The following is a 21,335-nucleotide window of genomic DNA, read 5'->3' as shown; positions in this document are numbered from 1 at the left end:
ATTCCACGCGATTTCGGGCCTGAAGTCGGGTCATTCGACAATCTGCATGTTGGCTTCATCCATGCGCGCACCGTGCACCGTGATCTTGGCGAAGTCGCTGTCGAGCTCCTGAAGGTCCGCAGGCGTCAGCGCAACGCTGAGTGCGCCTAGGTTTTCGGTGAGGTGATCGATGTTGCGTGTGCCGGGGATCGGAACGATGAACGGCTTCCGCGCCAGTAGCCAGGCCAGTGCGAGCTGGGCAGGTGTGGCGTCCTTCTTCTCTGCGAACCGGTTCATCAGGTCAACGACCGGCATGTTCGCCGCCAAGGCTTCCGGGGTGAACCGCGGGAATCGAGCTCGCAGGTCGGTTTGCGGGTCGAACCTGGCGCGGGCATCGATCGTCCCGGTCAGATAACCCTGTCCGAGTGGGCTCCACGGCACGAAGCCGATGCCCAACTCCTCGCAGGTGTCGAGGACGCCGTTTCGCTCGGGATCGCGTGTCCACACGGAGTATTCGCTCTGCACTGCGGCCACGGGTTGAACGGCGTGCGCGCGACGGATGGTGCGTGCGCTCGCCTCGGACAGACCGAAGTGCAGCACCTTGCCCGCGCTGATGAGCTCCTTGATGGCACCGGCCACGTCCTCGATCGGCACCGTCGGATCGACTCGGTGTTGGTAGTAGAGGTCGATGCGGTCGGTGCGCAGTCGCTGCAGCGACCCCTCGACCACCCGCTTGATGTGCTCGGGTCGACTCAGTGGGGCACCGCTACCTTCGACGTCGAACCCGAACTTGGTGGCGATGACGACGTCGTCGCGGAAGGGCGAGAGCGCTTCTCCGACAAGCTCTTCACTCGTGTGCGGGCCGTACACCTCGGCGGTATCGAAGAACGTCACACCCCTGTCATGCGCCGTGCGAATGGTTCGGACGCCTTGGGTTCGGTCCGCGGGGGGTCCGTAGTTGGCGCTGATGCTCATGCACCCGGCACCGAGTTCCGAGACGTCCAGCGCTCCGAGTTTCCGTGTTGGCAGCGAGGTGTCGCTCCGGTTCTCGACTTCCTGAGCTCGCGGCGAGCAGGCGGCCAACACCGGGAATCCGACCGCCAACCCCGCACTGACAAGAGCGGCTCGCGCCACGAGGTCGCGGCGACTGATTCCACGGACGTCGTATTCAGTCATTTCGTTTGCCTCCTTCGTGGCCTGAACCCAGGAAACGCCGTCGGCGGGGAAGGTGACAGTGCCTGGATACCCATGTAATGGCAGACCACCCCTACCGTCGAACGGCGGACGTAGCCTGGCGACGTGGACAGCAGCGACGAGATTCGCGAGTTCCTCGCCACCCGGCGGGCCAGGATCACGCCGCAGCAGGCCGGCCTGGCCACCTACGGCAGGCGGCGCGTCCCCGGCCTGCGTCGCGAGGAAGTAGCGATGCTCGCCGGGGTGAGCACCGACTACTACGCCCGTCTGGAGCGAGGAAACCTGACCGGCGTCTCCGATGGCGTGCTCGAGGCGCTTGCCCGCGCGCTGCGCCTCGACGAGGCCGAACGCGCACACCTACACGATTTGGCTCGCTCCGCCAACACCACGCCACGGACCCGCCGGCGCCCCGCTCCCAAACAACAGATCCGGCCCGTCGTGCAGCGCATCCTCGACGGAATGACCACGATGCCGGCGATCGTGCTCAACGCACGGCTCGACCTGCTGGCTGCCAACCGGCTCGCGATCGCCCTGTACTCGCTGGCGTACGACGACCCATCGCGGCCCGTGAACCTCGCCAGGTTCTGCTTCCTCAACCCCCACGCCACCACGCTCTACCCGCACTGGGACGACGCTGCGGACAGCACCGTCGCGATGCTGCGCATCGAAGCGGGCCGCAACCCCTACGACCGCGACCTATCCGACCTCATCGGCGAGTTGTCCACTCGCAGTGAGACCTTCCGCAACCGGTGGGCTGCCCACAATGTGGTCCTGCACCGGGCGGGTGCCAAACGGTTCCATCACCCCGTGGTCGGCGACCTCAGCCTCGCCTACGAGGTGATGGAGCTCGCGGCCGACACTGGTCTGACCCTCACCGCCTACAGCCCCGAACCCGATAGCCCATCGGCGGACGGACTGGCCCTGCTCACCAGCTGGGCCGCCACCCTCGATCAGACCAACCAGGAACAACGGCCTATCCGAGAGATCGATAAGACTTAGGAGAGTCAGCATGCTTGCTGCGTGGTACGACGGTCAGGGCTCGGCCGGTGAGGTGCTGCATGTCGGCGATCTAACCGACCCGCAGCCCGGTCCGGGCGAGGTCCGCGTCCGCGTCCACCTTTCAGGGGTCAACCCGGGCGACACCAAGAAGCGCCGCGGATGGCTCGGCTCATCCATGCCATTCCCGCGCGTCATCCCCCACAGCGATGCGGCAGGTGTCATCGACACCGTCGGCGACGCGGTCGACAAGAGCCGTGTGGGACAACGGGTGTGGGTCTACGGTGCGCAGTCCTACCGACCCTTCGGCACGGCCGCCCAGTTCACTGTGATCCCCGAACACCTGGCGGTGCCGCTGCCAGACAACGTCGGCGACGACGTCGGAGCGGCCCTTGGCATTCCCGGTATCACCGCTCACCGCGCCGTCTTCAGCGACGGGCCAGTCGACGGCAAGACGCTGCTCGTACACGGAGTGCTCGGCGGCGTCAGCTCCCTAGCCGCCCAACTCGCCCGCTGGGGCGGAGCAACGGTGATCGCAACGGTGACTCGTAGCAGCGACCTCGCCCGTGTCGATCCCGCGGTGGTAGCGCACGCCGTAGCCCTCGATCAATCCGATCCGGCCGCCGCGATCCGCGAGTTCGCACCCAAAGGGGTGGACCGTATCGTCGAAGTGGCCTTCTCTGACAACGCAGACCTCGATGCCGCGGTCGTCGCCAACGACTCTGTCATCGCCGCCTACGCCTCTCGCGCCGATAGGCCCGAAATCCCCTTCTGGCCGCTGCTTTTCGACAATGTGACCATCCGGCTGCTAGGCAGCGACGACTTCCCCGCCGACGCCAAGCACGAGGCCGCACGCGACCTCACCAGTGCAGCGGCGGGCGGCGTACTGCACATCGAGGTCGACCAGCAATACCCCCTACACCGGATTGCCGACGCTCACGATCATGTCGATGCCGGCGCTCGCGGTCGCGTCCTCGTCGACATCCCGCAATAGCGAACGCGGGCCGGACGACTCACGCCTGTAGCCCACGACAGCCGCGCAGTCGCAGAGATCTCTCGCCATCACGTACTGACGCTGCACAAGACGATGTTCGTCGGCTTCGGTAGTGCCGCCGCCCCCTCACCGGACTAGCAGCTGGTCGTCGTGATTCCGAGCTCGCTCAGCCGGGCGTGGTAGGCCTCGACGCTGGCCAGTTTGATGTCCTCATATCCCCGCACCATGTCCGCCAGGCCTGCCACTTCCACTGCCCGGTCGTAATTGGTCGCGTCTAGCTCGGCAGCGAGCCGCGTCACGACATCGGCGTAGCCGGTGACCAAGCTGCGCTCGACCGTCCGGACGTGCGCGTAGCCGAACGGGTCGAACTTCGTGCCGCGCAGTCGCTTTCCCTTGGCGAGAATGCGCAAGGCGACGTGGCTTCGTGGACCGAGGCCGATCTTCTTCTTCCGCCCCATCGCGCGCAGCACGGGCGGGTGAAGCTTGTAGGTCAGCTGCTCCCCGGCCGGGACCTCGGACTTCACGTACGACAGGAACTGCGGGTCGGTCAGCAGCCGCGCCACTTCATACTCGTCCTTGTACGCGGTGAACTTGTAGAGCCCCTTCGCGACGGCCTCACTGAACTCGGTGCGATCGCCCACCGCACGCTCAGCGGTCCAGATCGACTGCAGCAGCGTCACGTATCGGCGCGCGACCTTCTCACTCTGGAACTGAACGAGGTTCGCAGCCCGTCGTGAGATGAGGTCGCCGACCTGCCCGGAGAACGCCGTGCCTTCCAGGACGCGTGCAGGCGGCGGTGGTGGCTGCCGGTCGCGCGCGGGTGAGACCACGTCGTCGAAGCGGGCCGGGTCGGCGATGGCGACACGTCCCCAGCGGAAGGCGGCAACGTTGGCCTTTACGGCAACGCCGTTGAGCTCGATGGCCTCTTCGATCGACGCCGCCGGAAGCCGCAGTGCCCCAGTCTGATAGGCAGCCCCGACGAGCAGGAAGTTGGCTGCTGCCGTGCTGCCGAACAGGTTCTGGGCGGCGGCCAGGGCATCGAATGAGTGCACGGTGCGTGACACCTGGCCTAGGCGGTTGAGCAGGTATGCCGTTTCGGGGTACGCGATCGTCTTGTCGTAGACCATGTCACCGGTCGGCGTCTTGCTGGTCGACACGACCGAGATCGTCTTGACGGGATCGCCATATCCGAGGTTCTTGGTGTCGGCGGCCGCCAGCAGATCGAAGGCCACGATGCAGTCGGCACTGCCGGGGGTGAGCCGGTTGGACGGATCCAGCTTGCCTGCAGTGAATCTCAGGTGCGACACGACAGGCCCGGCCTTCTGACTCAGCCCGATCTGATCGAGGCTTTCGACGTCGTAGCCGGCACGCAACGCCGCCGTGGCGAGCACCTGGTTCACCGTGACGATGCCGGTGCCGCCGATTCCGGCGAAGAAGACGTTGTGGGTCGAGGTGACCGGCTCGACGTCGACGTCGGGCAATACCGGAGGCTCGGGGGCCGACGGCGTGCGCGGCTTCATGCCGGGCTGCACCTCGACGGTGACGAACGACGGGCAGTCGCCGTCGAGACAGCTGTAGTCGGTATTGCAGGAGGCCTGGTCGATCCGCGTCTTGCGGCCGAACTCGGTGTCCACCGGCTGCACCGACAGGCAGTTGGACTTGACGCCACAGTCTCCGCAGCCCTCGCACACGGCTTCGTTGATGAGCACCCGGGTGGTGCGGGTGGGCAGTGTGCCGCGTTTGCGTTGCCGACGCGCATCGGCTGCGCAGTGCTGGTCGTAGATCAGGACCGTCACGCCCTTGACGTCGCGCAATCTCTTCTGGGCGTCGTCGAGTCGGTCGCGGTGCCAGAGGACCGTGCCCTTGGCGAGCGCACGCTTGTCGTGCCGGTGGGGTTCGTCGGCGCAGATGATGATCTGTTTGACGCCCTCGGCGACCAACTTGTGGGTCAGCTTTGCGACGGTCAGTGCGCCCTCGGCGTCCTGGGCGCCGGTCATCGCCACGACCTCGTTGTAGAGCAGCTTGTAGGTGATGTTCACGCCGGCCGCGACGCAGGCCTGTAGCGCGAGTTGGCCGGAGTGAAAGAAGGTTCCGTCGCCGATGTTCTGAAACAGGTGCGGCACGTCCGTGAACGGGGCCTGCCCGATCCATTGACTGCCCTCACCGCCCATCTGGGTGAGTCCCGTGACGGCGCTGTCCGTGCGGCCCGACATCGTCACCATTGTGTGGCAGCCGATTCCGCCGCCGGCCAGCGATCCTTCGGGCACTGCGGTCGAGCGATTGTGCGGACAGCCACTACAGAAGTACGCGGCACGTTTCGCGGGAAGGACTTCCAACGCCAATGCGGGAAGCGGCGGCTTCTTGAGTTCCAGTCGATCAGCCAGTTGAGCACTGAGCACGCGCCGCAGCGGCGCCAGCAGACGTCCTGCGGTGAGTTCGCCACCTGCGGGGATGAGTAACCGACCCGTGGCATCCTTCTTCCCGATGATCCGCGGCGCACCGGCTCTGCCGTAAAGGATTTCGCGCACCTGGGTCTCGACGAATGCGGTCTTGTCCTCGACGACGAGGATCTCCTCGAGCCCCTCGGCGAATGTCCCGACGGTGTCAGGCCCCAGGGGGGTGGGCATGCCGATGCGCAGCAGCCTGACACCTGCGCGATGGAGCGCGACGTCGTCGGCGCCCAGATCGGTCAGCGCCTGTCGCACGGAGTCGAAAGTCGTTCCCGTGGCCGCGATGCCGAAGGTTGCGTGGGGTGGATCGAGCTCGATGACGTCCAGTCCGTTGGCGGTACCGTAGGCGCGCACGACCTCGGCACGGGGTCCGTAGAGGTCGGCCTCGGCGTCGAGGCTGTCGGTGGGCGCGGCCATCGGCCGCTGGCGGTAGCCGAACGTCCGCCCTTCCCACTGTATTTGGGGAACGACGATGTCAGTGTGGACGTCGCTGCCGTCGACGGACCACGCGCCGTCGGCGACGTCGGCGACGATCTTGAGCGCCACCACACATCCCGAGGCACGCGACATCGCCACACCGTGCATTGCCATCGTCACGATCTCGCGGGCGTTGCGCGGGAACAGAACCGGGATTCCGAGAGCGGCCAACGAACGCTCGCTGACGGCAGGCACGGTGGACGACTTGGAGGCTGGGTCGTCGCCGACCAAGAGCAGCATCCCGCCGCGCGGGTTGGCGCCGTACATGTTGGCGTGCCGGAGGGCGTCAGTCGCCCGGTCCAAGCCGGGCCCCTTGCCGTACCAGACTCCAACGACTCCATCGTGCGTGGCGGTGCCCATGGGTAGATCGGCTTGACTGCCCCACACCGAGGTCGCCGCCAACTCCTCGTTGAGGCCGGGGACGAAGGTGATGTCGTGTGCCGCAAGAACCTCGGGCATCGCTGCGAGCATCCGGTCGACACCACCGAGCGGGCTGCCCTGATATCCCGAGACGAACGTCGCCACCCGCAGGCCGGCACGCGCGTCGCGCTCGTGCTGTTCGACGAGTGCGCGGGCGATGGCCTGCACCCCGGTGAGCACCACTGGACCGGATCCCGTGCGGTAGCGATCGCCCAGTTCGTAGGGCTGACGATCGGGCGTGCGGATATCGAGAGCTGTCATCGGGTCTCACCACCTCGGCGCTGAATGGGCTGCCTGCCACTACTAGGGAACCAGCGGTATACAACTTGAGCAAGCGACCATGCCTCCATTGAGCATGTTGCCCAAAATTGGACCAACGTGACGTGTGATACTGAGCGACATGACGAGGTTGGATCGCACCGATGCCCGACTACTGCTGGCGCTGTGCGACGCACCGCGCGCCACGGGCGTCCAACTGGCGACCAAGCTGAACCTTGCCCGGAACACCGTGCAGGCGCGGCTGGCTCGGTGGGATCAGGAGAAGGTGCTGGCGCCGATCGACCGCTGCGTGTCGCCCCGCGACCTCGGTTATCCGCTGAAGGCCTTCATCACCGCGGTGGTCGACCAACACCAACTGGAGGGCGTCATCGCCGCACTGGAGACCGTCGCTCAGGTCACTCAGGTCACCGGACTCTCGGGCGCGGCCGATCTGTTGATCGGCGTGGTGGCAACCGATGCCGACGACCTGTATCGCGTGGCCGGACTGGTTCTCGCGGTGCCCGGGGTGGTGCGCACGACGATGTCGATCGCGATGCACGAGGTCGTCGCCTACCGGACGCGACCACTGTTGGAGCAGCTGTCGCAACGGCAGTGACCGAATTGCACCGGCACGCCGCATGGAGTGCGACTCCCGCGGGCGCAGAGTCTCGGGAACTTCGCGAAAGCGCATGCGCAAGCGCTTGCGCGACTCTAGGCTGCTGCAGATCGCGCGGCGTGACGGGCGTCGCATCGGCACAAGGGAGTCCGCATGTTCGCACGGCGCAGCAGAAGCACGGCCACGGTCGGGGCGATTCTCATGGCAGGCTCGCTGGTTCTCGGTCTGACCGCCTGCGGCGGATCGGATTCGGACAGCATCAAGGTCGGACTGATCACCAAGACCGATTCGAACCCGTACTTCGTGAAGTTGCGTGAGGCCGCCCAGGCGCAGGCCGACAAGGACGGCGCCCAGCTGATCGCGCTGGCGGGTGCGTTCGACGGTGACAACGAGGGCCAGGTCTCGGCCATCGAGAACATGGTCAGCCAGGGCGTAAAGGGCATCCTGATCACCCCGAACTCCTCCACCGGAGTGCTCGACGCCATCAAGAAGGCGCGCGACGCCGGCGTCATCGTCATCGCTCTCGACACCGCGACCGACCCCGAAGACGCAGTCGACGCCACGTTCGCCACCGACAACAAGGCCGCCGGCGTCAGCCAGGGTAAATGGGTGAAAGCCGCACTCGCCGGCGCACCGGCTCAGGTCGTGATGCTGGACGGAACCCCGGGCGGAACCGTCGACACGTTCCGTCACGACGGATTCCTCGAGGGCTTCGGCATCACGAACGACTCGCCGGAGATCGTCGGCCGGGAGAACACCAACGGCGACCAGACCAAGGCGCAGACCGCCATGGAGAACATCCTCCAGCGCGCTCCGGGCATCAACGCGCTCTACACCATCAACGAGCCGGCGGCCGCCGGTGCGTACCAGGCGATCCAGTCGGCCAACCGCACCGCCCAGATCACCATCGGGTCGATCGACGGAAGCTGCACCGGCGTGGCGGATGTGAAGTCCGGGAAGATCGGCGCCACGGTCATGCAGTTCCCGGCGAAGATGGCCGAGCAAGGCGTGCAGGCCGTGGTCAAGTTCGCGAAGGACGGCACCAAGCCCAGCGGTTTCAACGACACCGGCTCGGAGCTCATCACGGACAAGCCGGTCCCCGGACTCCCATCGAAGGACACCGCCTGGGGCGAAAAGAACTGCTGGGGCACAGCTAGTTCATGACCACTGACGCTCCCGCGACCGCGACGCCATCGGTCTCGAGCCGATTCAACGCAGGCAACCTCCTGCGTGAACCGTTGCTCGGTCCGCTGGTGGCGCTGGTCATCGCCATCATCATCTTCAGCGCGGTCTCGAATTCGTTCCTCAATCCGCAGAACGTGTCGCTGATCCTGCAACAGTCGGTGGTCGTCGGCATTCTCGCCGTGGGCCAGACGTTGATCATCCTCACCTCCGGTATCGATCTCTCGATCGGCGCGGTCGCCGTCTTCGGGACCATCGTGATGGCGCAGAGCGCGGGGGCCAACGGGCCGGTCATGGCGCTCGGGTCGACGCTGCTGGTGTGCGTGTTGTTCGGTGCGATCAACGGCGGGCTCGTCACGGCGCTCCGACTGCCACCGTTCATCGTCACGCTGGGGACGTTCACCGCGATACAGGCGGCCACCCGACTGCTCGCGGGCTCCGAGACCTACCGAGTGCAGCCAGGACCTCTCACCTTCCTGGGCACGTCCTTTCGCATCGGATCGTTCTCGACCACGTACGGCGTGGTCGCGATGCTCCTGGTCTACGTCGTGACGTGGTACGCACTATCCCAAACCGCCTGGGGCAAGCACGTTTACGCCGTCGGTGGAAACCCACAGGCGTCGAACCTGTCGGGCATCAAGTCCGGGCGGGTGCTGTTGTCCGTCTACATCACGACGGGTGTGATCGCAGCCATCGCCGCATGGGCTGCTCTCGGTCGCATCCCGAACGCCGACCCGAACGCGTACCAGAACGCCAATCTCGAGTCGATCACCGCGGTGGTCATCGGCGGAACCAGTTTGTTCGGAGGGCGCGGAGGCGTCGGCGGAACTCTGGTCGGCACGTTGATCGTCGGCGTTCTTCGCAACGGTCTCACCCAGGCCGGCGTCGACAATCTCTACCAGAACATCGCGACCGGAGTCCTGGTGATCGTCGCGGTGGCAGTGGATCAGTTCGCACGCAGGAGATCACAATGACCGGCGCACCCGTTCTCGAGGCGCGCGGACTCGTCAAGAAGTACGGCCACGTCACGGCGATCAACGGCGCCGACTTCGAGCTCCGCGAAGGCGAGGTCCTCGCTGTCATCGGAGACAACGGTGCCGGGAAGACCAGTCTCATCAAGGCGTTGGCGGGCGCGGTGGTTCCGGACTCCGGTGAGATCCTGATGAACGGAACGCCCGTGTCGTTCAAGAACACCCGCGACGCCAGGGCCGCCGGCATCGAGACCGTGTACCAGGACCTCGCAGTCGTACAGGCTCTGGACATCGCGTCGAATCTGTACCTCGGACGCGAGGTACGGCGAAAGGGTATCGCGGGCAGCCTGTTTCGCCGACTAGACATGCCGAGAATGCGCGAGGAGGCGTCGCAGCACCTCGCGGACCTGAAGATCGGCATCAAGTCCGTGAACCAGGCCGTGGAGACGTTGTCCGGTGGGCAGCGTCAGGGTGTCGCGGTGGCGCGGGCTGCCGCGTTCGGCCGTGGCGTGATCATCATGGATGAGCCGACTGCTGCCCTCGGCGTGCGAGAGTCGGGACAGGTCATCGACTTGATTCGGTCGATCCGCGACCGCGGCATTCCCGTGGTGCTCATCAGCCACGACATGCCGCACGTGTTCGAGGTGGCCGACCGGATTCACATCCACCGACTCGGGCAACGTTCCGGCGTCGTCGATCCGAAGCAACGCTCGATGTCCGAGGTGGTGGCGCTCATGACCGGTGCGGAGGAGCCGACCGATGAGGAACGCGCCGGGCTCTGAGAAGGCCCCGCTCGGGGTCTTCGTCGGGTTGGCGACCCTCGACGTGATCCACCGAATCGCGAAACCGCCTGCCGTGAACCAGAAGATCACGTCGACCGCCCAATTCGTCGCTGCGGGCGGACCGGCCGCGAACGCGGCCGTCACCTTCGCAGGTCTGGGCGGTGACGCGATCCTCGTGACCGCGCTCGGAGATGATCCGATCACCGAACTGATCCGAGCCGACCTCGCTGCGTACGGCGTCAGCGTCGTCGACGCGGCGGCAGGCACCACGCGAGCGGTACCGGTGTCCGCCGTGTCGGTCGTCGAATCGACCGGTGACCGATCGGTCGTCTCCCTCGACGCGGTGAACTCCGACGCGTCGCCGCCGGGAGACCTCGCTGACCTCGTGGAGGATGCCGACGTGGTGCTCGTCGACGGACACCACCCGCTGATCGCTCGTCCTGCCGTCCGCCTTGCGGCGGCACGGGACACCACACTCGTCGTCGACGCCGGTCGATGGAAGCCGGTGATGAGCGACATCGTTCCGTACGCGACGGACATGGTGTGTTCCAACGATTTCCGGGTACCGGGCGCCGACGACCCGGAGTCCACCGCCGCAACGCTGGTCCGCAGCGGTGTGCGCACCGTAGTCACCACGCACGGCGGCGATCCCGTCGAGTGGTGGTCGGATGGCGAGTCAGGGTCCGTGCCGGTGGAACCGGTGGTGGTGGTCGACACCCTGGGCGCCGGCGATGCCTTCCACGGTGCGTATTCGTACTTCTCGACCCAGCTCGAGAGCAGTGTCGCCGAACGTATCGCTCGCTCCGTTCGCGTGGCGGCACTACGGTGTTCGGTGGTGGGGCCGCGGGCATGGCTGAGCGAACTACCCAGCCAACAGACCCGAAAGCGGGAACGGTGACCATCGAGCAAGACGTGCACGACGCCACACTGGACCAATTGGTCGAGTCGGCCATGGCGCTCGTCGTTCCCGGCGAACGCCGCATCCTTGGTCTCACCGGCGCTCCGGGGGCCGGGAAGTCCACCGTAGCCGAGCAACTCGTCAGCGCACTCGGTCCCGAAGTCGCCGTGCTCGTCCCCATGGACGGCTTTCATCTGGCCAACGAAGTCTTGATCGACCTCGGACGCCGGGACCGCAAGGGTGCGCACGACACGTTCGACGACGGCGGGTATGCACGGCTAATCGCGGCTTTGCGGGCGCAGCGCGTAGACGATCCAGTCGTGTATGCGCCGAGGTTCCGGCGCGAGATCGAGGAGTCGATCGGCTCGTCGATTCCCGTCCTCCCCATGGTGCCGCTGGTCGTCACCGAGGGCAATTACCTTCTGCTGGAATCCGATGCGTGGCCTGCGGCGCGAGCCTGCATCGACGAGGTGTGGTTCCTGGCCCCCGACACCGACGTTCGCCACGCTCGGCTGCTGCGCCGACACGAGGCGTACGGAAAGTCCCCGCAGGAGGCGGCGTTCTGGGCCCTCGGGCCCGACGAGCGCAATGCCCAACTGATCGAGTCGACGGCACGTCGCGCGGACCGAATCGTGCGGCTCCGGTGACCACGATGGGCGACGTCGCCCGCATCGCCGGCGTCTCCGCGTCCACCGTCTCGCACGTGCTCAACCGCACACGCAAGGTCGACACCGCCACGCGCTTGCGCGTCGAAGCAGCCATCGAGAAGACCGGGTACCGGCGCAACGTCGTCGCACGATCACTCGCGGCCGGGCGCACGCACACGGTCGGCCTCTCGATCTCCGTGTTGACTAATCCGTACTTCGGGAGTCTGGTTCACGCCGTGGAACGGGCCCTTTCGGATGCCGGGTACGTGCTGATCGTCGGGGATTCCCACGACGAGGTCGAGTCGGAGAAACGCGTCACGAACTCACTGCTGGACCGGCAGGTCGACGGGATGATCGTGGCGCCTGCAGCAGGCTCCGAGCGCGTCACCCTCCCCGTAATCACCCGCACTGGAACGCCTCTGGTGCTGATCGACCGCGGTGTCGACCTCGGCTGCGATCAGGTCGGCCCGGAGAACTTTTCGTCGGCACGGTCGTTGACCGAACACCTGCTCGACCTCGGGCATCGTCGGATCGCCGCCGTACGTGGCATTGCCGGGATCTCCTCCACCACCGAGAGATTCGATGGCTACCTCGCGGCGCTCGCAGACCGCGGCATCGCCGTCGACGCCGAGCTGGTCCTCGACGGCCACTCCAACACGGACGTGGCGGAGCGCGAAGTACACGCTCTGATGTCGGGTGAGAACCGCCCCACTGCACTGGTGTCCTTGAACAACTCCATGACCATCGGAACACTCAAGGCCCTGCGCAGTCTCGGCTTGTCGATTCCGGCCGACGTGGCACTCGTCTGTTACGACGACTTCGAATGGGCGGACCTCTTCGAACCCAAGCTCACCGCGGCGGCGCAGGACGTCGACACGATCGGCGCCACCGCGGTCGAATTGCTTCTGGGTCGTATTCGGCGAGAGGGTGGTGCGCCGCAACGAATTCGAGTGCCGACGACGTTCCACCACCGCAATTCGTGCGGATGTACTTAACGTTCACCGATAGGACTTTCGATCATGCCGATAGCCACCCCCGATCACTACGTTGCGATGCTCGATCGCGCCAAGGAGAGTGGGTTCGCGTATCCGGCCATCAACGTGACCAGTTCCCAGACACTCAACGCTGCCCTACAGGGGTTCGCCGAAGCGGACAGCGACGGCATCATCCAGGTGTCGCTGGGAACGGCACTCTATCTGTCCGGCAACACCGTTCAGGACCGCTTCGCGGGGTCGAAGGCGCTTGCGCTCTACGCGCACGAGGTCGCATCGCACTACTCGGTCACCGTGGCCCTGCACACCGATCACTGCCCCGCCGAGAACCTTGACGACTGGGTACGACCGTTGATCGCCGACGCCATCGAGCGTCGCGGCCGCGGCCTGGACCCGCTGTATCAATCGCACATGTGGGACGGGTCCGCGGTCCCTCTCGACGAGAACCTGCGCATCGCGGGAGGATTGCTTGAGTCGTCGGTGGAAGCGAACACGCTCCTCGAGATCGAGGTCGGCGTGATCGGTGGCGAGGAGGACGGCGTGTCCCACGAGATCAACGAACAGCTGTACTCCACTGTCGACGATGCGCGCGCCACCATCGAGGCACTGGGGACGGGCGAGCGTGGTCGGTACCTGACCGCGTTGACGTTCGGCAACGTGCACGGTGTCTACCACCCGGATTCGGTCCATCTGCGCCCGGAGATCCTCGAGGAGATTCAGACCGTCGTCGGCGGCGAGACCGGAAAGGCGAAGCCGTTCGACCTCGTCTTCCACGGTGGATCGGGATCGAGCGCCGAGGATATTGCGTCCGCCGTCGCGAGTGGTGTCGTCAAGATGAACGTCGACACCGACACCCAATACGCATTCACCCGGTCCATCGCCGGCCACATGCTCGGCAAGTACGACCAGGTGCTCAAGCTCGACGGAAGCTACGGCGACAAGAAGGCCTACGACCCGCGGTCGTGGGGTAAGCCGGCCGAGAACGCCATGGCGGCACGGGTTGTCGAGGCCGCGCAGATGCTGGGATCGGCCGGACGGGCAATGCGTTAAGCCGGTGGGGTTGGTGTCGGCCACCCCGACCGCCGTTAGTGTGCAGTCATGGACGCGCAAGAGCCGGGCCACGGCGCGGACGTGGGCAGTGGCATCGCTGCGTCTCTGCTGGCAAATGTGTCCGGCCTGGCTGACGACATGCTGACGTACTTGGTCGAGCGGATACCCGAAGCCAGCGGGGATACCGAACTTCGCGGCCTGACCCTTGGGTCGTGCTCGTCGAATCTCGAAGCGGCACTTTCGATGTTCCGTCATGGGATCGACGTAGCCGCTGCGGAGGCGCCGGTAACGGCGCTCGAACACGCGCGCGCAATGGCATCACGAGGGCACAGCGTCGATGTGATGCTGCGGTTCTACCGGTTGGGTCACGAGTACTTCACCGAGAAGCTCTCAGACTCGCTCACGGACTGGATCGACGACCCCACCGTCGCGCTGAGGACGTTCATCGATCTCGAGCGGTTCGCGTTTCGATACATCGACCGCATCTCGAGTCTGGTGGCTGCCGAGTACGTCGCCGAGCTCGACCGGCGCCAGAACCAGGCAAGAGCCGAGCGCGACGATGTCGTGCGGGCACTCCTCGCCGGCGAACGCGTCGACAATCCGCGGGCCGAACGTGTGCTCAGCCACCGGCTCACCGGTCGACAGATTGGTTTCGTGTGCTGGGCCGACGACCGCGGCGTCGACCTCGAGGGAGTCGCCAGACAGGTTGGTCGGTATCTCGGGGTGAGTCATTCACTCGTCGTGGCGGACGGCCCACTCGCAGTGTGGGGATGGGCATCGATCACGGGCGACGTGAGGACTGCTCTCACGGCCATGGCGACAGAGTTTCCCGGCGAACGCGAAAACGTTCACATCGCGGTGGGCTCGCCCCATCTGGGGGCTGCGGGCTTTCGCACCTCCCACCTGGAGGCGCTACGCGCTCGCCGGGTCATCGAACTGTCTGGGCGCGCGGCGCCGTCCATCACCGAGTTCAGCGACGTGGCGTTGGTGGATGCCATCTCGCGCGACCTGGATGCGGCGAGGGCCTTCGTTGCCGCCCAGCTCGGCGAACTCGCACGAGACGACGCGAAGGAGCGCGGCGAGCGCGCCGCACTCCTGGCCGTTCTGGACGCGCAAGGAAGTCTGACGGCCGCAGCACGCACCTTGGGAATCCACAAGAACACGGTCCTGCAAAGGGTGCGTCGAGCCGAAGAACGAAGGGGGCGGCCCGCAACGATCGAGGTCGCCGAACTGCACGCCGCCCTTCTCGCGTGCGACGTGCTGGGGGCCTCGGTGTTGCCCGAGTCATAGCCTCAATTGCTGGAGTCCGAGCGCGTCGAATGTGCTCGCAGCACATCACAGAGGGCTGGGAGGGTCTTGTTGACCGACACCGGCCGTTCGTAGGTTGGCAGCTCACCCCCAAGCGCGGAGGACTGCGATGTTGACTACGACTCAACCGTCCCGACCCCCAGCAGCGGCCTCGCGGCACGCCTTGCCTGATCCCGGCGAACAGGTTCCTACGCTGTCCTGGCCGATCGTCGGCATCTTCATATTCGCGGTTGCGCTCTTCGGCGCATCGACGTGGGCCGCCCTCACCGACACGTTGCCCGCGATCGCCACCGTCGCCGCGAGCGCTGCAGCGATCTTCGTTCTGTTCACGGTGTTGCACGACGCGTCGCATTACTCGATCAGCTCACATCGCTGGGTCAACGTCGCCTTCGGTCGCGTGGCGATGTTCTTCGTCTCGCCGCTGATCTCATTCGGGTCGTTCGCGTTCATCCATATCGAGCATCACCGCAACACCAATGATGGTGACGCCGATCCCGACCACTTCGTCAGCGCCGCGCCCTGGTGGCAGCTGCCCGTCCGCTTCCCGGCAATGGATCTGCCCTATATCGGTCTCCTGGTGCGCAATCTGCGCCGGCGCCCACGCGGCGAGATTCTCGAGACGGCGGCCTTGATGACCTTCTCGGTGGCGGTGATCGTGGCGGCGGCATTCACCGGACATCTGTGGACGCTCGCGCTGATCTATCTGATTCCCGAGCGGGTGGCGATGTTCGTGCTGGCTTGGTGGTTCGACTGGCTACCCCACCACGACCTGGAAGATACCCAACGCGAGAACCGCTATCGCGCGACCCGCAACCGCGTCGGCTCGGAGTGGATCCTGACGCCCCTGCTGCTGTCGCAGAACTATCACCTGGTCCACCACCTACACCCCTCCATCCCCTTCTACCGCTACGTCGCGGCCTGGCGACGCAACGAGGCCGCCTACCTCGAACGCGACTCGGCGATAAGCACTGTCTTCGGGCAGCAGCTCGACGCCCCGCAGTACCGCGAGTGGAAGCGGCTCAACGGCAAACTCGCTGCGCTGCTGCCGGTCCGGATGCCGCGTTCCTCCGTCGCGCGCCACGCCAACACCCACCCGATCTCCGTCAAAAGCGTCGAGCCCCTGACGCCCGGCAGCGTCAAAGTCACCTTCGACGTTCCCGATCACCTCAACGACCAGTTCCAATTCCAGGCAGGCCAACACCTGACCGTCAAACACCGCATCGGTGGCAAGGAGGTGCGACGAAACTACTCGATCTGCACCTCGGCCACATCGGGAGAATTGGCGATCGGCGTACGGCACATCGACGGCGGGATGTTCTCCACCTTCGCGGTCGAAACACTGCGAGCCGGTGACGTTCTGGATCTGATGACGCCAACGGGTAGCTTCGGCGCACCCCTTGATCCACTCGCTCGGCGCGACTATGTCGCGGTAGCGGCCGGCAGCGGCATCACGCCCATCCTGTCAATCATGCGCACCACCATGGAGATCGAGACCGAGAGCCGCTTCACCCTCTTCTACGGCAACCGAACCGCAGAGTCGACCATGTTCGCCACCGAACTCGATGAGCTCGAAGCTCGATATGCAGACCGGCTACGCATCTTCCACATCCGCTCCGCCGAGGCGCACCACCCCGCCGCGCTTCGCGGCCGCATCGACCCGGCGATGGTTCAACGGCTGCTCGCCAGCGACGCCACTTCGATCGACCGGTGGTACTTGTGCGGCCCAACCGATCTCGTCACGGCCATGCGCGACGACCTCGCGTCTGTTGGCGTGCCGACCGAACGGATACACCTCGAACTGTTCCGCGGCACAAAGCAACTCACACACCTCGATGACTACCCCAAGTCCGACGTGACGATCACGCTGTCCGGCACGGCTCAGACCGTGGGACTCGCCGCGGGTGAGACCGTCCTCGAATCCGCGCTGAAGAACAACATCGACGCCCCCTACGCCTGTCTTGGCGGCGCGTGTGGCACGTGCAAAGCCAGAATCACAACGGGCGCAGTATCGATGGAGCAGAACTTTGCTCTCAATACAGCCGAGCTAGAGGCCGGCTTCATACTGACGTGTCAATCCCATCCCACCACCCAGGCTGTCGCAGTCGACTACGACAGCTGAGCACCACCTGCCGGCGCATGGCGTATTCACGAAACCCGTTGTCGCGGCTTACGATGCAGGGGGCACAACAGGGGGAACGAAGTCGAACGTCATTCCGAGCAGCCACACCAGCGCCAGGACCACCGGCAGGTGGAAGATGAACTGCAAGAACGTGAATCCGACCAGATCGCGGGCCCTTAACCCGAGCACCGCCAGCAGGGGCAGCATGAAGAACGGATTGATGAGGTTCGGCAGCGCCTCGGCCACGTTGTAGATCTGAACCGTCCAACCCAGGTTCATCTGGACATCGGTGGCCGATTGCATGACGTAGGGGGCCTCGACCAACCACTTGCCCCCGCCCGATGGGATGAAGACACCCAACACGACGGTATAGAGGGCGATGACGACTGCGAAGGCGCCGCCGCCAACGCTCGTGAACATTTCCGCTAGCAGGTCCGAGACGGTATGCCCGCCTGTGCCTTTCGCCTTGGTAAGGATCGCCGCCATGGCGGCATACAGCGGGAACTGGACGAGGATGCCGCCGGTGGCCGGCACGGCCTTGGCAACGGCTTGCAGAAACTTGCGTGGCGTCCCGTGCAGCACGAGTCCGAGGATGAGGAAGACCAGCAGATATCCGTTGAGGCTGCTGAGGACGGTCAAGACAGGTTTCGCGAGCAGCTGGGATATCAGCCAACCCAACGTCATCAGGCCCGCCACCACAGGAAGGACGCGACTGTACTCGAGCCACTCTCCCGGCCGCGAGCGCGGCGGCACCTCGTCGCTCTGGTCGTCCAAGTCCACGCCGAGATCCTCGGCGGTCGTGATGGCCGCGCCCCTCGGTGCGGAGAAGTGCGCGATCACCACGGTGAGCGCGATGATGATGGCGCACATCAGCAGGGATTGCCACGTGAAGATCGTGGTGCCGAAGTCGAGCACGCCGGTAATCTTCAGTAGCTTGTCGGGCAGCGAGCTGGCGGTTGCCTGAAGCTGTGCGGCCGAGGAGGACAATCCCAAGGCCCACACGGCGCCCAGCCCCATGAACGCCGCGGCACCGAGTGCGCGATAGTCCACCCGCAGGTCGGTCCGACGTGCGATCGCCCGGGCCAGCAGACCGCCGAAGACCAGACTGAGTCCCCAGTTCAGGAACGAGACCGACATGGATAGGAACGCAACGAGACTCACTGCGGTCCTGGCCGATCGTGGCACGGTGGCGAGGCGATCGATCAGCCTGGCCACCGGCGGGGACGTGGCGACGACGTATCCGGTCAGCACCACCATGGCCATTTGGAGAGTGAAGGCGGTCAGATCCCAGAAGCCGTCGCCGAAGGCATTCACGACGGTTTGCGGAGACGACCCGTTGGCCAGCGCGGCGACGGCGACCAGGACCACACCGGCCAGGGCAACGACATACGCGTCCGGAAACCACTTCTCAGTCCAACTGGCCAGCGACTGGGCAACCCGCGCCAACCCCTTCTCGGAGCGAGAATCTTCGGTGGCAGTGCTCATTCGGACGTTCCCCTTCGCTTCCCTCCCGGCGCACGTCGCCGGCGGGGATTCGCAATCTCGTGCGGCTCCGGACTCGGCAAATCTAAGGCGGCTCGGCTCCTGTAGTAAAGCCTGGGCACCGGGTCATCGGCCAGCTGATGCACACGCTGCCGATCGGCTGGGTCGAGCCCGAAGACATCGCCAACGCGGTGCTCTTCCTCGCCTCCGACGAGGCCCGCTACATCACCGGCGGCACGCTGCCCGTCGACGGCGGCAGCTGCCTGAAGTAGCGATCCGATCCGCGTGTCGACGCGGGTGGGCATACCTGCATTAGAGTTGCTAACTCACTCACAGAATCATTAGCTGGACTCAATCACCGCCGCTACCTACCGTCGAAGGCATGAACTCGCCCCTGCTCGTCGGATTCCTCGCGTCATTCACACTGATCGCCGCCATCGGCGCCCAGAACGCGTTCGTCCTGCGCCAGGGCATCCGCCGCGAACACGTACTGCCCGTGGTGGCCATGTGCACCATCTCCGACATCGTGCTCATCGCGGCGGGCATCGCAGGCGTCGGAGCACTGATCAGTGCGCACCCCGGCGCGCTCAACGTCGCGAAGTTCGGCGGCGCGGCATTCCTGGTCGGCTACGGCGCGCTCGCGGCGAAACGGGCATGGCGACCGTCGACGCTGACGCCGTCGGACGCGGCGCCCGCCCGCCTCGCCGAGGTGCTCGTCACGTGCGCGGCGCTGACGTTCCTCAACCCGCACGTGTACCTGGATACCGTCGTGCTGCTCGGTGCGCTCGCCAACGAACATGGCGACGGGCGTTGGCTTTTCGGCATGGGCGCGGTCGCCGCCAGCGTCACGTGGTTCACCGCCCTCGGGCTCGGTGCCCGCAGGCTCGCTGGAGTCTTTACGACGCCACGTACATGGCGCATCCTCGACGCGTTCATCGCCGTGACGATGATCGCGCTGGGCGTCTCGCTGACCGTGTCCTGACCCGTGCTCAGTCCGGGATCAGCTGTCCGATCGGCCGGGTAGTCGTGGCGTGGACGAGGAGTTCGGCGAGTTCTCGCGGGCGGCTGAGGAACGGCGAGTGCGACGTGTCGATGGTCAGCTGTTCGACACCAAGCCGTTGCGCGACGGTGTCGGCCAGCCAGCGCGGCATCGCGTGGTCCTGCAGGCAGAGGATGAAGCTGCGCGGCAGGTCGGCCGCCCAGAAGTTGGGCACCGACACCGGCGCCACCGTCGTCTCGCCGAACCGTTCCGGCCCCAAGCGTTCGTACGCCCAGCGCGCGGTTTGTTCGTCGCAGTCGTGATAGAAGTACTTCCACGCACTCTCGAACTCGGCGAAGGTCATCGCGCCGTCATCGTCAAAGTGCAAGTAACTCAACATTTCTCCGACGTCGCCGTCGACCTCGCCGTCCTCGGCGTTGCGCATCGTCATGGCCTCGGGGTAGCTGCGTCCCTCCCGCGGCAATGCGGCTGCGAGATAGACGATGTGACCAACGAGATCCGGGGCGACATCGGCTCCCAGTGTCGCGTCGAACCCACCGCCCGAGTGTCCGACCAGCACGTCGCCGGCCCGTAGCACCGACGCCACCGCATCGCGCCGGTTGTCCAGCGTCGATTCCTCGTCGAGTCGGGCGCCGTGGCCGGGTAGGTCAACGGCGATGCCGTCGTGGCCGAGTGCTTCGAGTTCGACGATGGTGCGGTCCCAGCACCAGGCGGCGTGAAAACCTCCGTGGACGAAGACGAATCGCATGCGGGCGACGATAACAGAGTTTCTACATTTGTAGAAGTGTTATTACTGGCGTTCCTGGCGAGCCGCGGCAATGCCGGTGACCAGGGCATCCAGGAGGTGGTGCAGTTGGTCCGCGCTCTCGAGCGCGTCGTTCCCAAACGCCAAGCGCACCATCACGCCGTTGAGAAACGTGGTGACCGCATAGGCCTGCTCTTCAATCAGCGCCTGATCGAGCGAGCGGTCGGCCTGAGCGTGCGCAACGGCTTCTTGACTCAGGGCCACGAACTCGCCGGTCGCTTGGTCAAGCACCTTCTGCAGCGCCGGGTCCCGCTTGGCATGCAGCGCAAGCTCATAACGTGCTCGCGCACGACTCAACGCGGGTCCCGTTGCGGCCCGCATCGTCAGCTCCGCCAACATCGACAGAGGCGATGCGGGTCCATCGGAGTCGGAGGTATCGTGCGCGGCTGCGGCGAGTTCAGCGGCGTCGAGCTCGGTGACGCGTTCGGCGGCACCTCGGAGCAGTGCCGATCGGGTCGGAAAGTACGACGACGTCGTGCCGTCCGGGAGTCCCGCCCGCTGCTCGACCTTGCGATGGGTCAGTCCCCTGCCCCCGTCGTCGGCGAGCACCTCGATGGCGGCATCACACAACTCTCGCCGGCGTTCCTCGGCGTTGGGCTTGCGTTTGGCTTCTATGCACGCAGTTTATCGCCGTGTGCATACTCAGACGTTTGCGCTACGGATGCTCAATGTTCAGGTGTGCCCGCGGCCCGGATGAGCTGGCCTGAGCCAGGAT

General features: G+C 65.7%; 18 protein-coding genes and 1 pseudogene. 14 read left to right on the top strand and 5 right to left on the bottom strand.

Annotated elements, in window-relative coordinates:
* Positions 1 to 30 precede the first annotated feature (30 nt).
* The gene (locus SLQ33_RS32800) at positions 31 to 1,155 is read right to left on the bottom strand and encodes an aldo/keto reductase (protein ID WP_319458110.1); all 1,125 of its coding nucleotides are present in this window, start codon (positions 1,153 to 1,155) and stop codon (positions 31 to 33) included.
* Between the two features lie 123 nt (positions 1,156 to 1,278).
* On the opposite strand from SLQ33_RS32800, the gene SLQ33_RS32795 reads away from it, so the two are divergent.
* Together SLQ33_RS32795 and SLQ33_RS32790 are read left to right on the top strand one after the other, a co-directional pair.
* Entirely contained in the window at positions 1,279 to 2,172 is an 894-nt protein-coding gene (locus SLQ33_RS32795; RefSeq protein ID WP_319458109.1) for a helix-turn-helix transcriptional regulator, read from the top strand.
* A 10-nt stretch (positions 2,173 to 2,182) separates the two neighbouring features.
* Positions 2,183 to 3,163: an NADPH:quinone reductase gene (locus SLQ33_RS32790; protein ID WP_319458108.1), complete on the top strand. Its 981-nt coding sequence runs from the start codon at positions 2,183 to 2,185 to the stop codon at positions 3,161 to 3,163.
* 134 nt (positions 3,164 to 3,297) lie between these two features.
* On the opposite strand, the gene SLQ33_RS32785 is transcribed toward SLQ33_RS32790, so the two are convergent.
* Complete coding sequence (locus SLQ33_RS32785) at positions 3,298 to 6,771, bottom strand: indolepyruvate ferredoxin oxidoreductase family protein (RefSeq protein WP_319458107.1); 3,474 nt, start codon at positions 6,769 to 6,771, stop codon at positions 3,298 to 3,300.
* A gap of 139 nt (positions 6,772 to 6,910) precedes the next feature.
* On the opposite strand from SLQ33_RS32785, the gene SLQ33_RS32780 reads away from it, so the two are divergent.
* From SLQ33_RS32780 to SLQ33_RS32735, 10 genes are all read left to right on the top strand, one after another.
* Positions 6,911 to 7,384, top strand: a complete 474-nt coding sequence (locus tag SLQ33_RS32780; protein WP_319458106.1) for an Lrp/AsnC family transcriptional regulator — start codon at positions 6,911 to 6,913, stop codon at positions 7,382 to 7,384.
* A gap of 153 nt (positions 7,385 to 7,537) precedes the next feature.
* Positions 7,538 to 8,548, top strand: a complete 1,011-nt coding sequence (locus tag SLQ33_RS32775) for a substrate-binding domain-containing protein (RefSeq protein ID WP_319458105.1) — start codon at positions 7,538 to 7,540, stop codon at positions 8,546 to 8,548.
* Positions 8,545 to 9,540 (top strand): ABC transporter permease, encoded by a 996-nt coding sequence (locus tag SLQ33_RS32770; RefSeq protein WP_319458104.1) that lies wholly within the window; start codon positions 8,545 to 8,547, stop codon positions 9,538 to 9,540. Before SLQ33_RS32775 ends, SLQ33_RS32770 begins: the two co-directional genes overlap by 4 nt.
* Complete coding sequence (locus tag SLQ33_RS32765) at positions 9,537 to 10,319, top strand: ATP-binding cassette domain-containing protein (protein ID WP_319458103.1); 783 nt, start codon at positions 9,537 to 9,539, stop codon at positions 10,317 to 10,319. The genes SLQ33_RS32770 and SLQ33_RS32765 overlap by 4 nt, the downstream gene beginning before the upstream one ends.
* Positions 10,297 to 11,217 (top strand): PfkB family carbohydrate kinase, encoded by a 921-nt coding sequence (locus tag SLQ33_RS32760; RefSeq protein WP_319458102.1) that lies wholly within the window; start codon positions 10,297 to 10,299, stop codon positions 11,215 to 11,217. The genes SLQ33_RS32765 and SLQ33_RS32760 overlap by 23 nt, the downstream gene beginning before the upstream one ends.
* The gene (locus tag SLQ33_RS32755) at positions 11,214 to 11,864 is read left to right on the top strand and encodes a nucleoside/nucleotide kinase family protein (RefSeq protein WP_319458101.1); all 651 of its coding nucleotides are present in this window, start codon (positions 11,214 to 11,216) and stop codon (positions 11,862 to 11,864) included. Before SLQ33_RS32760 ends, SLQ33_RS32755 begins: the two co-directional genes overlap by 4 nt.
* Positions 11,865 to 11,869: 5 nt before the next feature.
* The gene (locus SLQ33_RS32750; RefSeq protein ID WP_319458121.1) at positions 11,870 to 12,859 is read left to right on the top strand and encodes a LacI family DNA-binding transcriptional regulator; all 990 of its coding nucleotides are present in this window, start codon (positions 11,870 to 11,872) and stop codon (positions 12,857 to 12,859) included.
* 24 nt (positions 12,860 to 12,883) lie between these two features.
* A complete protein-coding gene (gene fbaA / locus SLQ33_RS32745; protein ID WP_319458100.1) occupies positions 12,884 to 13,906 on the top strand; it encodes a class II fructose-bisphosphate aldolase in 1,023 nt (340 codons plus the stop codon).
* 48 nt (positions 13,907 to 13,954) lie between these two features.
* Complete coding sequence (locus SLQ33_RS32740) at positions 13,955 to 15,196, top strand: PucR family transcriptional regulator (RefSeq protein WP_319458099.1); 1,242 nt, start codon at positions 13,955 to 13,957, stop codon at positions 15,194 to 15,196.
* Between the two features lie 127 nt (positions 15,197 to 15,323).
* Positions 15,324 to 17,333, top strand: coding sequence for a fatty acid desaturase (locus SLQ33_RS32735; protein WP_319458098.1), 2,010 nt, complete (start codon positions 15,324 to 15,326; stop codon positions 17,331 to 17,333).
* A 48-nt stretch (positions 17,334 to 17,381) separates the two neighbouring features.
* Here SLQ33_RS32735 and SLQ33_RS32730 read toward each other — a convergent pair whose 3' ends face one another.
* On the bottom strand, positions 17,382 to 18,818 hold the full coding sequence (locus SLQ33_RS32730) for a short-chain fatty acid transporter (protein WP_319458097.1): 1,437 nt from the start codon (positions 18,816 to 18,818) through the stop codon (positions 17,382 to 17,384).
* A gap of 125 nt (positions 18,819 to 18,943) precedes the next feature.
* Here SLQ33_RS32730 and SLQ33_RS32725 point away from each other — a divergent pair.
* A pseudogene (locus SLQ33_RS32725) lies at positions 18,944 to 19,087 on the top strand (SDR family oxidoreductase); the annotation flags it as partial.
* Between the two features lie 110 nt (positions 19,088 to 19,197).
* Positions 19,198 to 19,797, top strand: coding sequence for an L-lysine exporter (gene lysE / locus SLQ33_RS32720; protein WP_319458096.1), 600 nt, complete (start codon positions 19,198 to 19,200; stop codon positions 19,795 to 19,797).
* 7 nt (positions 19,798 to 19,804) lie between these two features.
* Here the strand turns inward: lysE and SLQ33_RS32715 are convergent, their stop codons facing one another.
* Positions 19,805 to 20,563: an alpha/beta fold hydrolase gene (locus SLQ33_RS32715; RefSeq protein ID WP_319458095.1), complete on the bottom strand. Its 759-nt coding sequence runs from the start codon at positions 20,561 to 20,563 to the stop codon at positions 19,805 to 19,807.
* A 42-nt stretch (positions 20,564 to 20,605) separates the two neighbouring features.
* On the bottom strand, positions 20,606 to 21,190 hold the full coding sequence (locus tag SLQ33_RS32710; RefSeq protein WP_319458094.1) for a TetR/AcrR family transcriptional regulator: 585 nt from the start codon (positions 21,188 to 21,190) through the stop codon (positions 20,606 to 20,608).
* Positions 21,191 to 21,335 lie beyond the last annotated feature (145 nt).

This window comes from Mycobacterium sp. RTGN6 (assembly GCF_033804605.1).
Taxonomy (GTDB): Bacteria; Actinomycetota; Actinomycetes; order Mycobacteriales; family Mycobacteriaceae; genus Mycobacterium.
This window is presented reverse-complemented; position numbering and strand designations above follow the sequence as displayed.

Coding starts and splice junctions, on each gene's coding strand:
- SLQ33_RS32800 (WP_319458110.1), bottom strand. CDS start 1,155: ATGACTGAATACGACGTCCGTGGAATCAGTCGCCGCGACCTCGTGGCG.
- SLQ33_RS32790 (WP_319458108.1), top strand. CDS start 2,183: ATGCTTGCTGCGTGGTACGACGGTCAGGGCTCGGCCGGTGAGGTGCTG.
- SLQ33_RS32785 (WP_319458107.1), bottom strand. CDS start 6,771: ATGACAGCTCTCGATATCCGCACGCCCGATCGTCAGCCCTACGAACTG.
- SLQ33_RS32780 (WP_319458106.1), top strand. CDS start 6,911: ATGACGAGGTTGGATCGCACCGATGCCCGACTACTGCTGGCGCTGTGC.
- SLQ33_RS32775 (WP_319458105.1), top strand. CDS start 7,538: ATGTTCGCACGGCGCAGCAGAAGCACGGCCACGGTCGGGGCGATTCTC.
- SLQ33_RS32770 (WP_319458104.1), top strand. CDS start 8,545: ATGACCACTGACGCTCCCGCGACCGCGACGCCATCGGTCTCGAGCCGA.
- SLQ33_RS32765 (WP_319458103.1), top strand. CDS start 9,537: ATGACCGGCGCACCCGTTCTCGAGGCGCGCGGACTCGTCAAGAAGTAC.
- SLQ33_RS32760 (WP_319458102.1), top strand. CDS start 10,297: ATGAGGAACGCGCCGGGCTCTGAGAAGGCCCCGCTCGGGGTCTTCGTC.
- SLQ33_RS32750 (WP_319458121.1), top strand. CDS start 11,870: ATGGGCGACGTCGCCCGCATCGCCGGCGTCTCCGCGTCCACCGTCTCG.
- fbaA (WP_319458100.1), top strand. CDS start 12,884: ATGCCGATAGCCACCCCCGATCACTACGTTGCGATGCTCGATCGCGCC.
- SLQ33_RS32740 (WP_319458099.1), top strand. CDS start 13,955: ATGGACGCGCAAGAGCCGGGCCACGGCGCGGACGTGGGCAGTGGCATC.
- SLQ33_RS32735 (WP_319458098.1), top strand. CDS start 15,324: ATGTTGACTACGACTCAACCGTCCCGACCCCCAGCAGCGGCCTCGCGG.
- SLQ33_RS32730 (WP_319458097.1), bottom strand. CDS start 18,818: ATGAGCACTGCCACCGAAGATTCTCGCTCCGAGAAGGGGTTGGCGCGG.
- lysE (WP_319458096.1), top strand. CDS start 19,198: ATGAACTCGCCCCTGCTCGTCGGATTCCTCGCGTCATTCACACTGATC.
- SLQ33_RS32715 (WP_319458095.1), bottom strand. CDS start 20,563: ATGCGATTCGTCTTCGTCCACGGAGGTTTTCACGCCGCCTGGTGCTGG.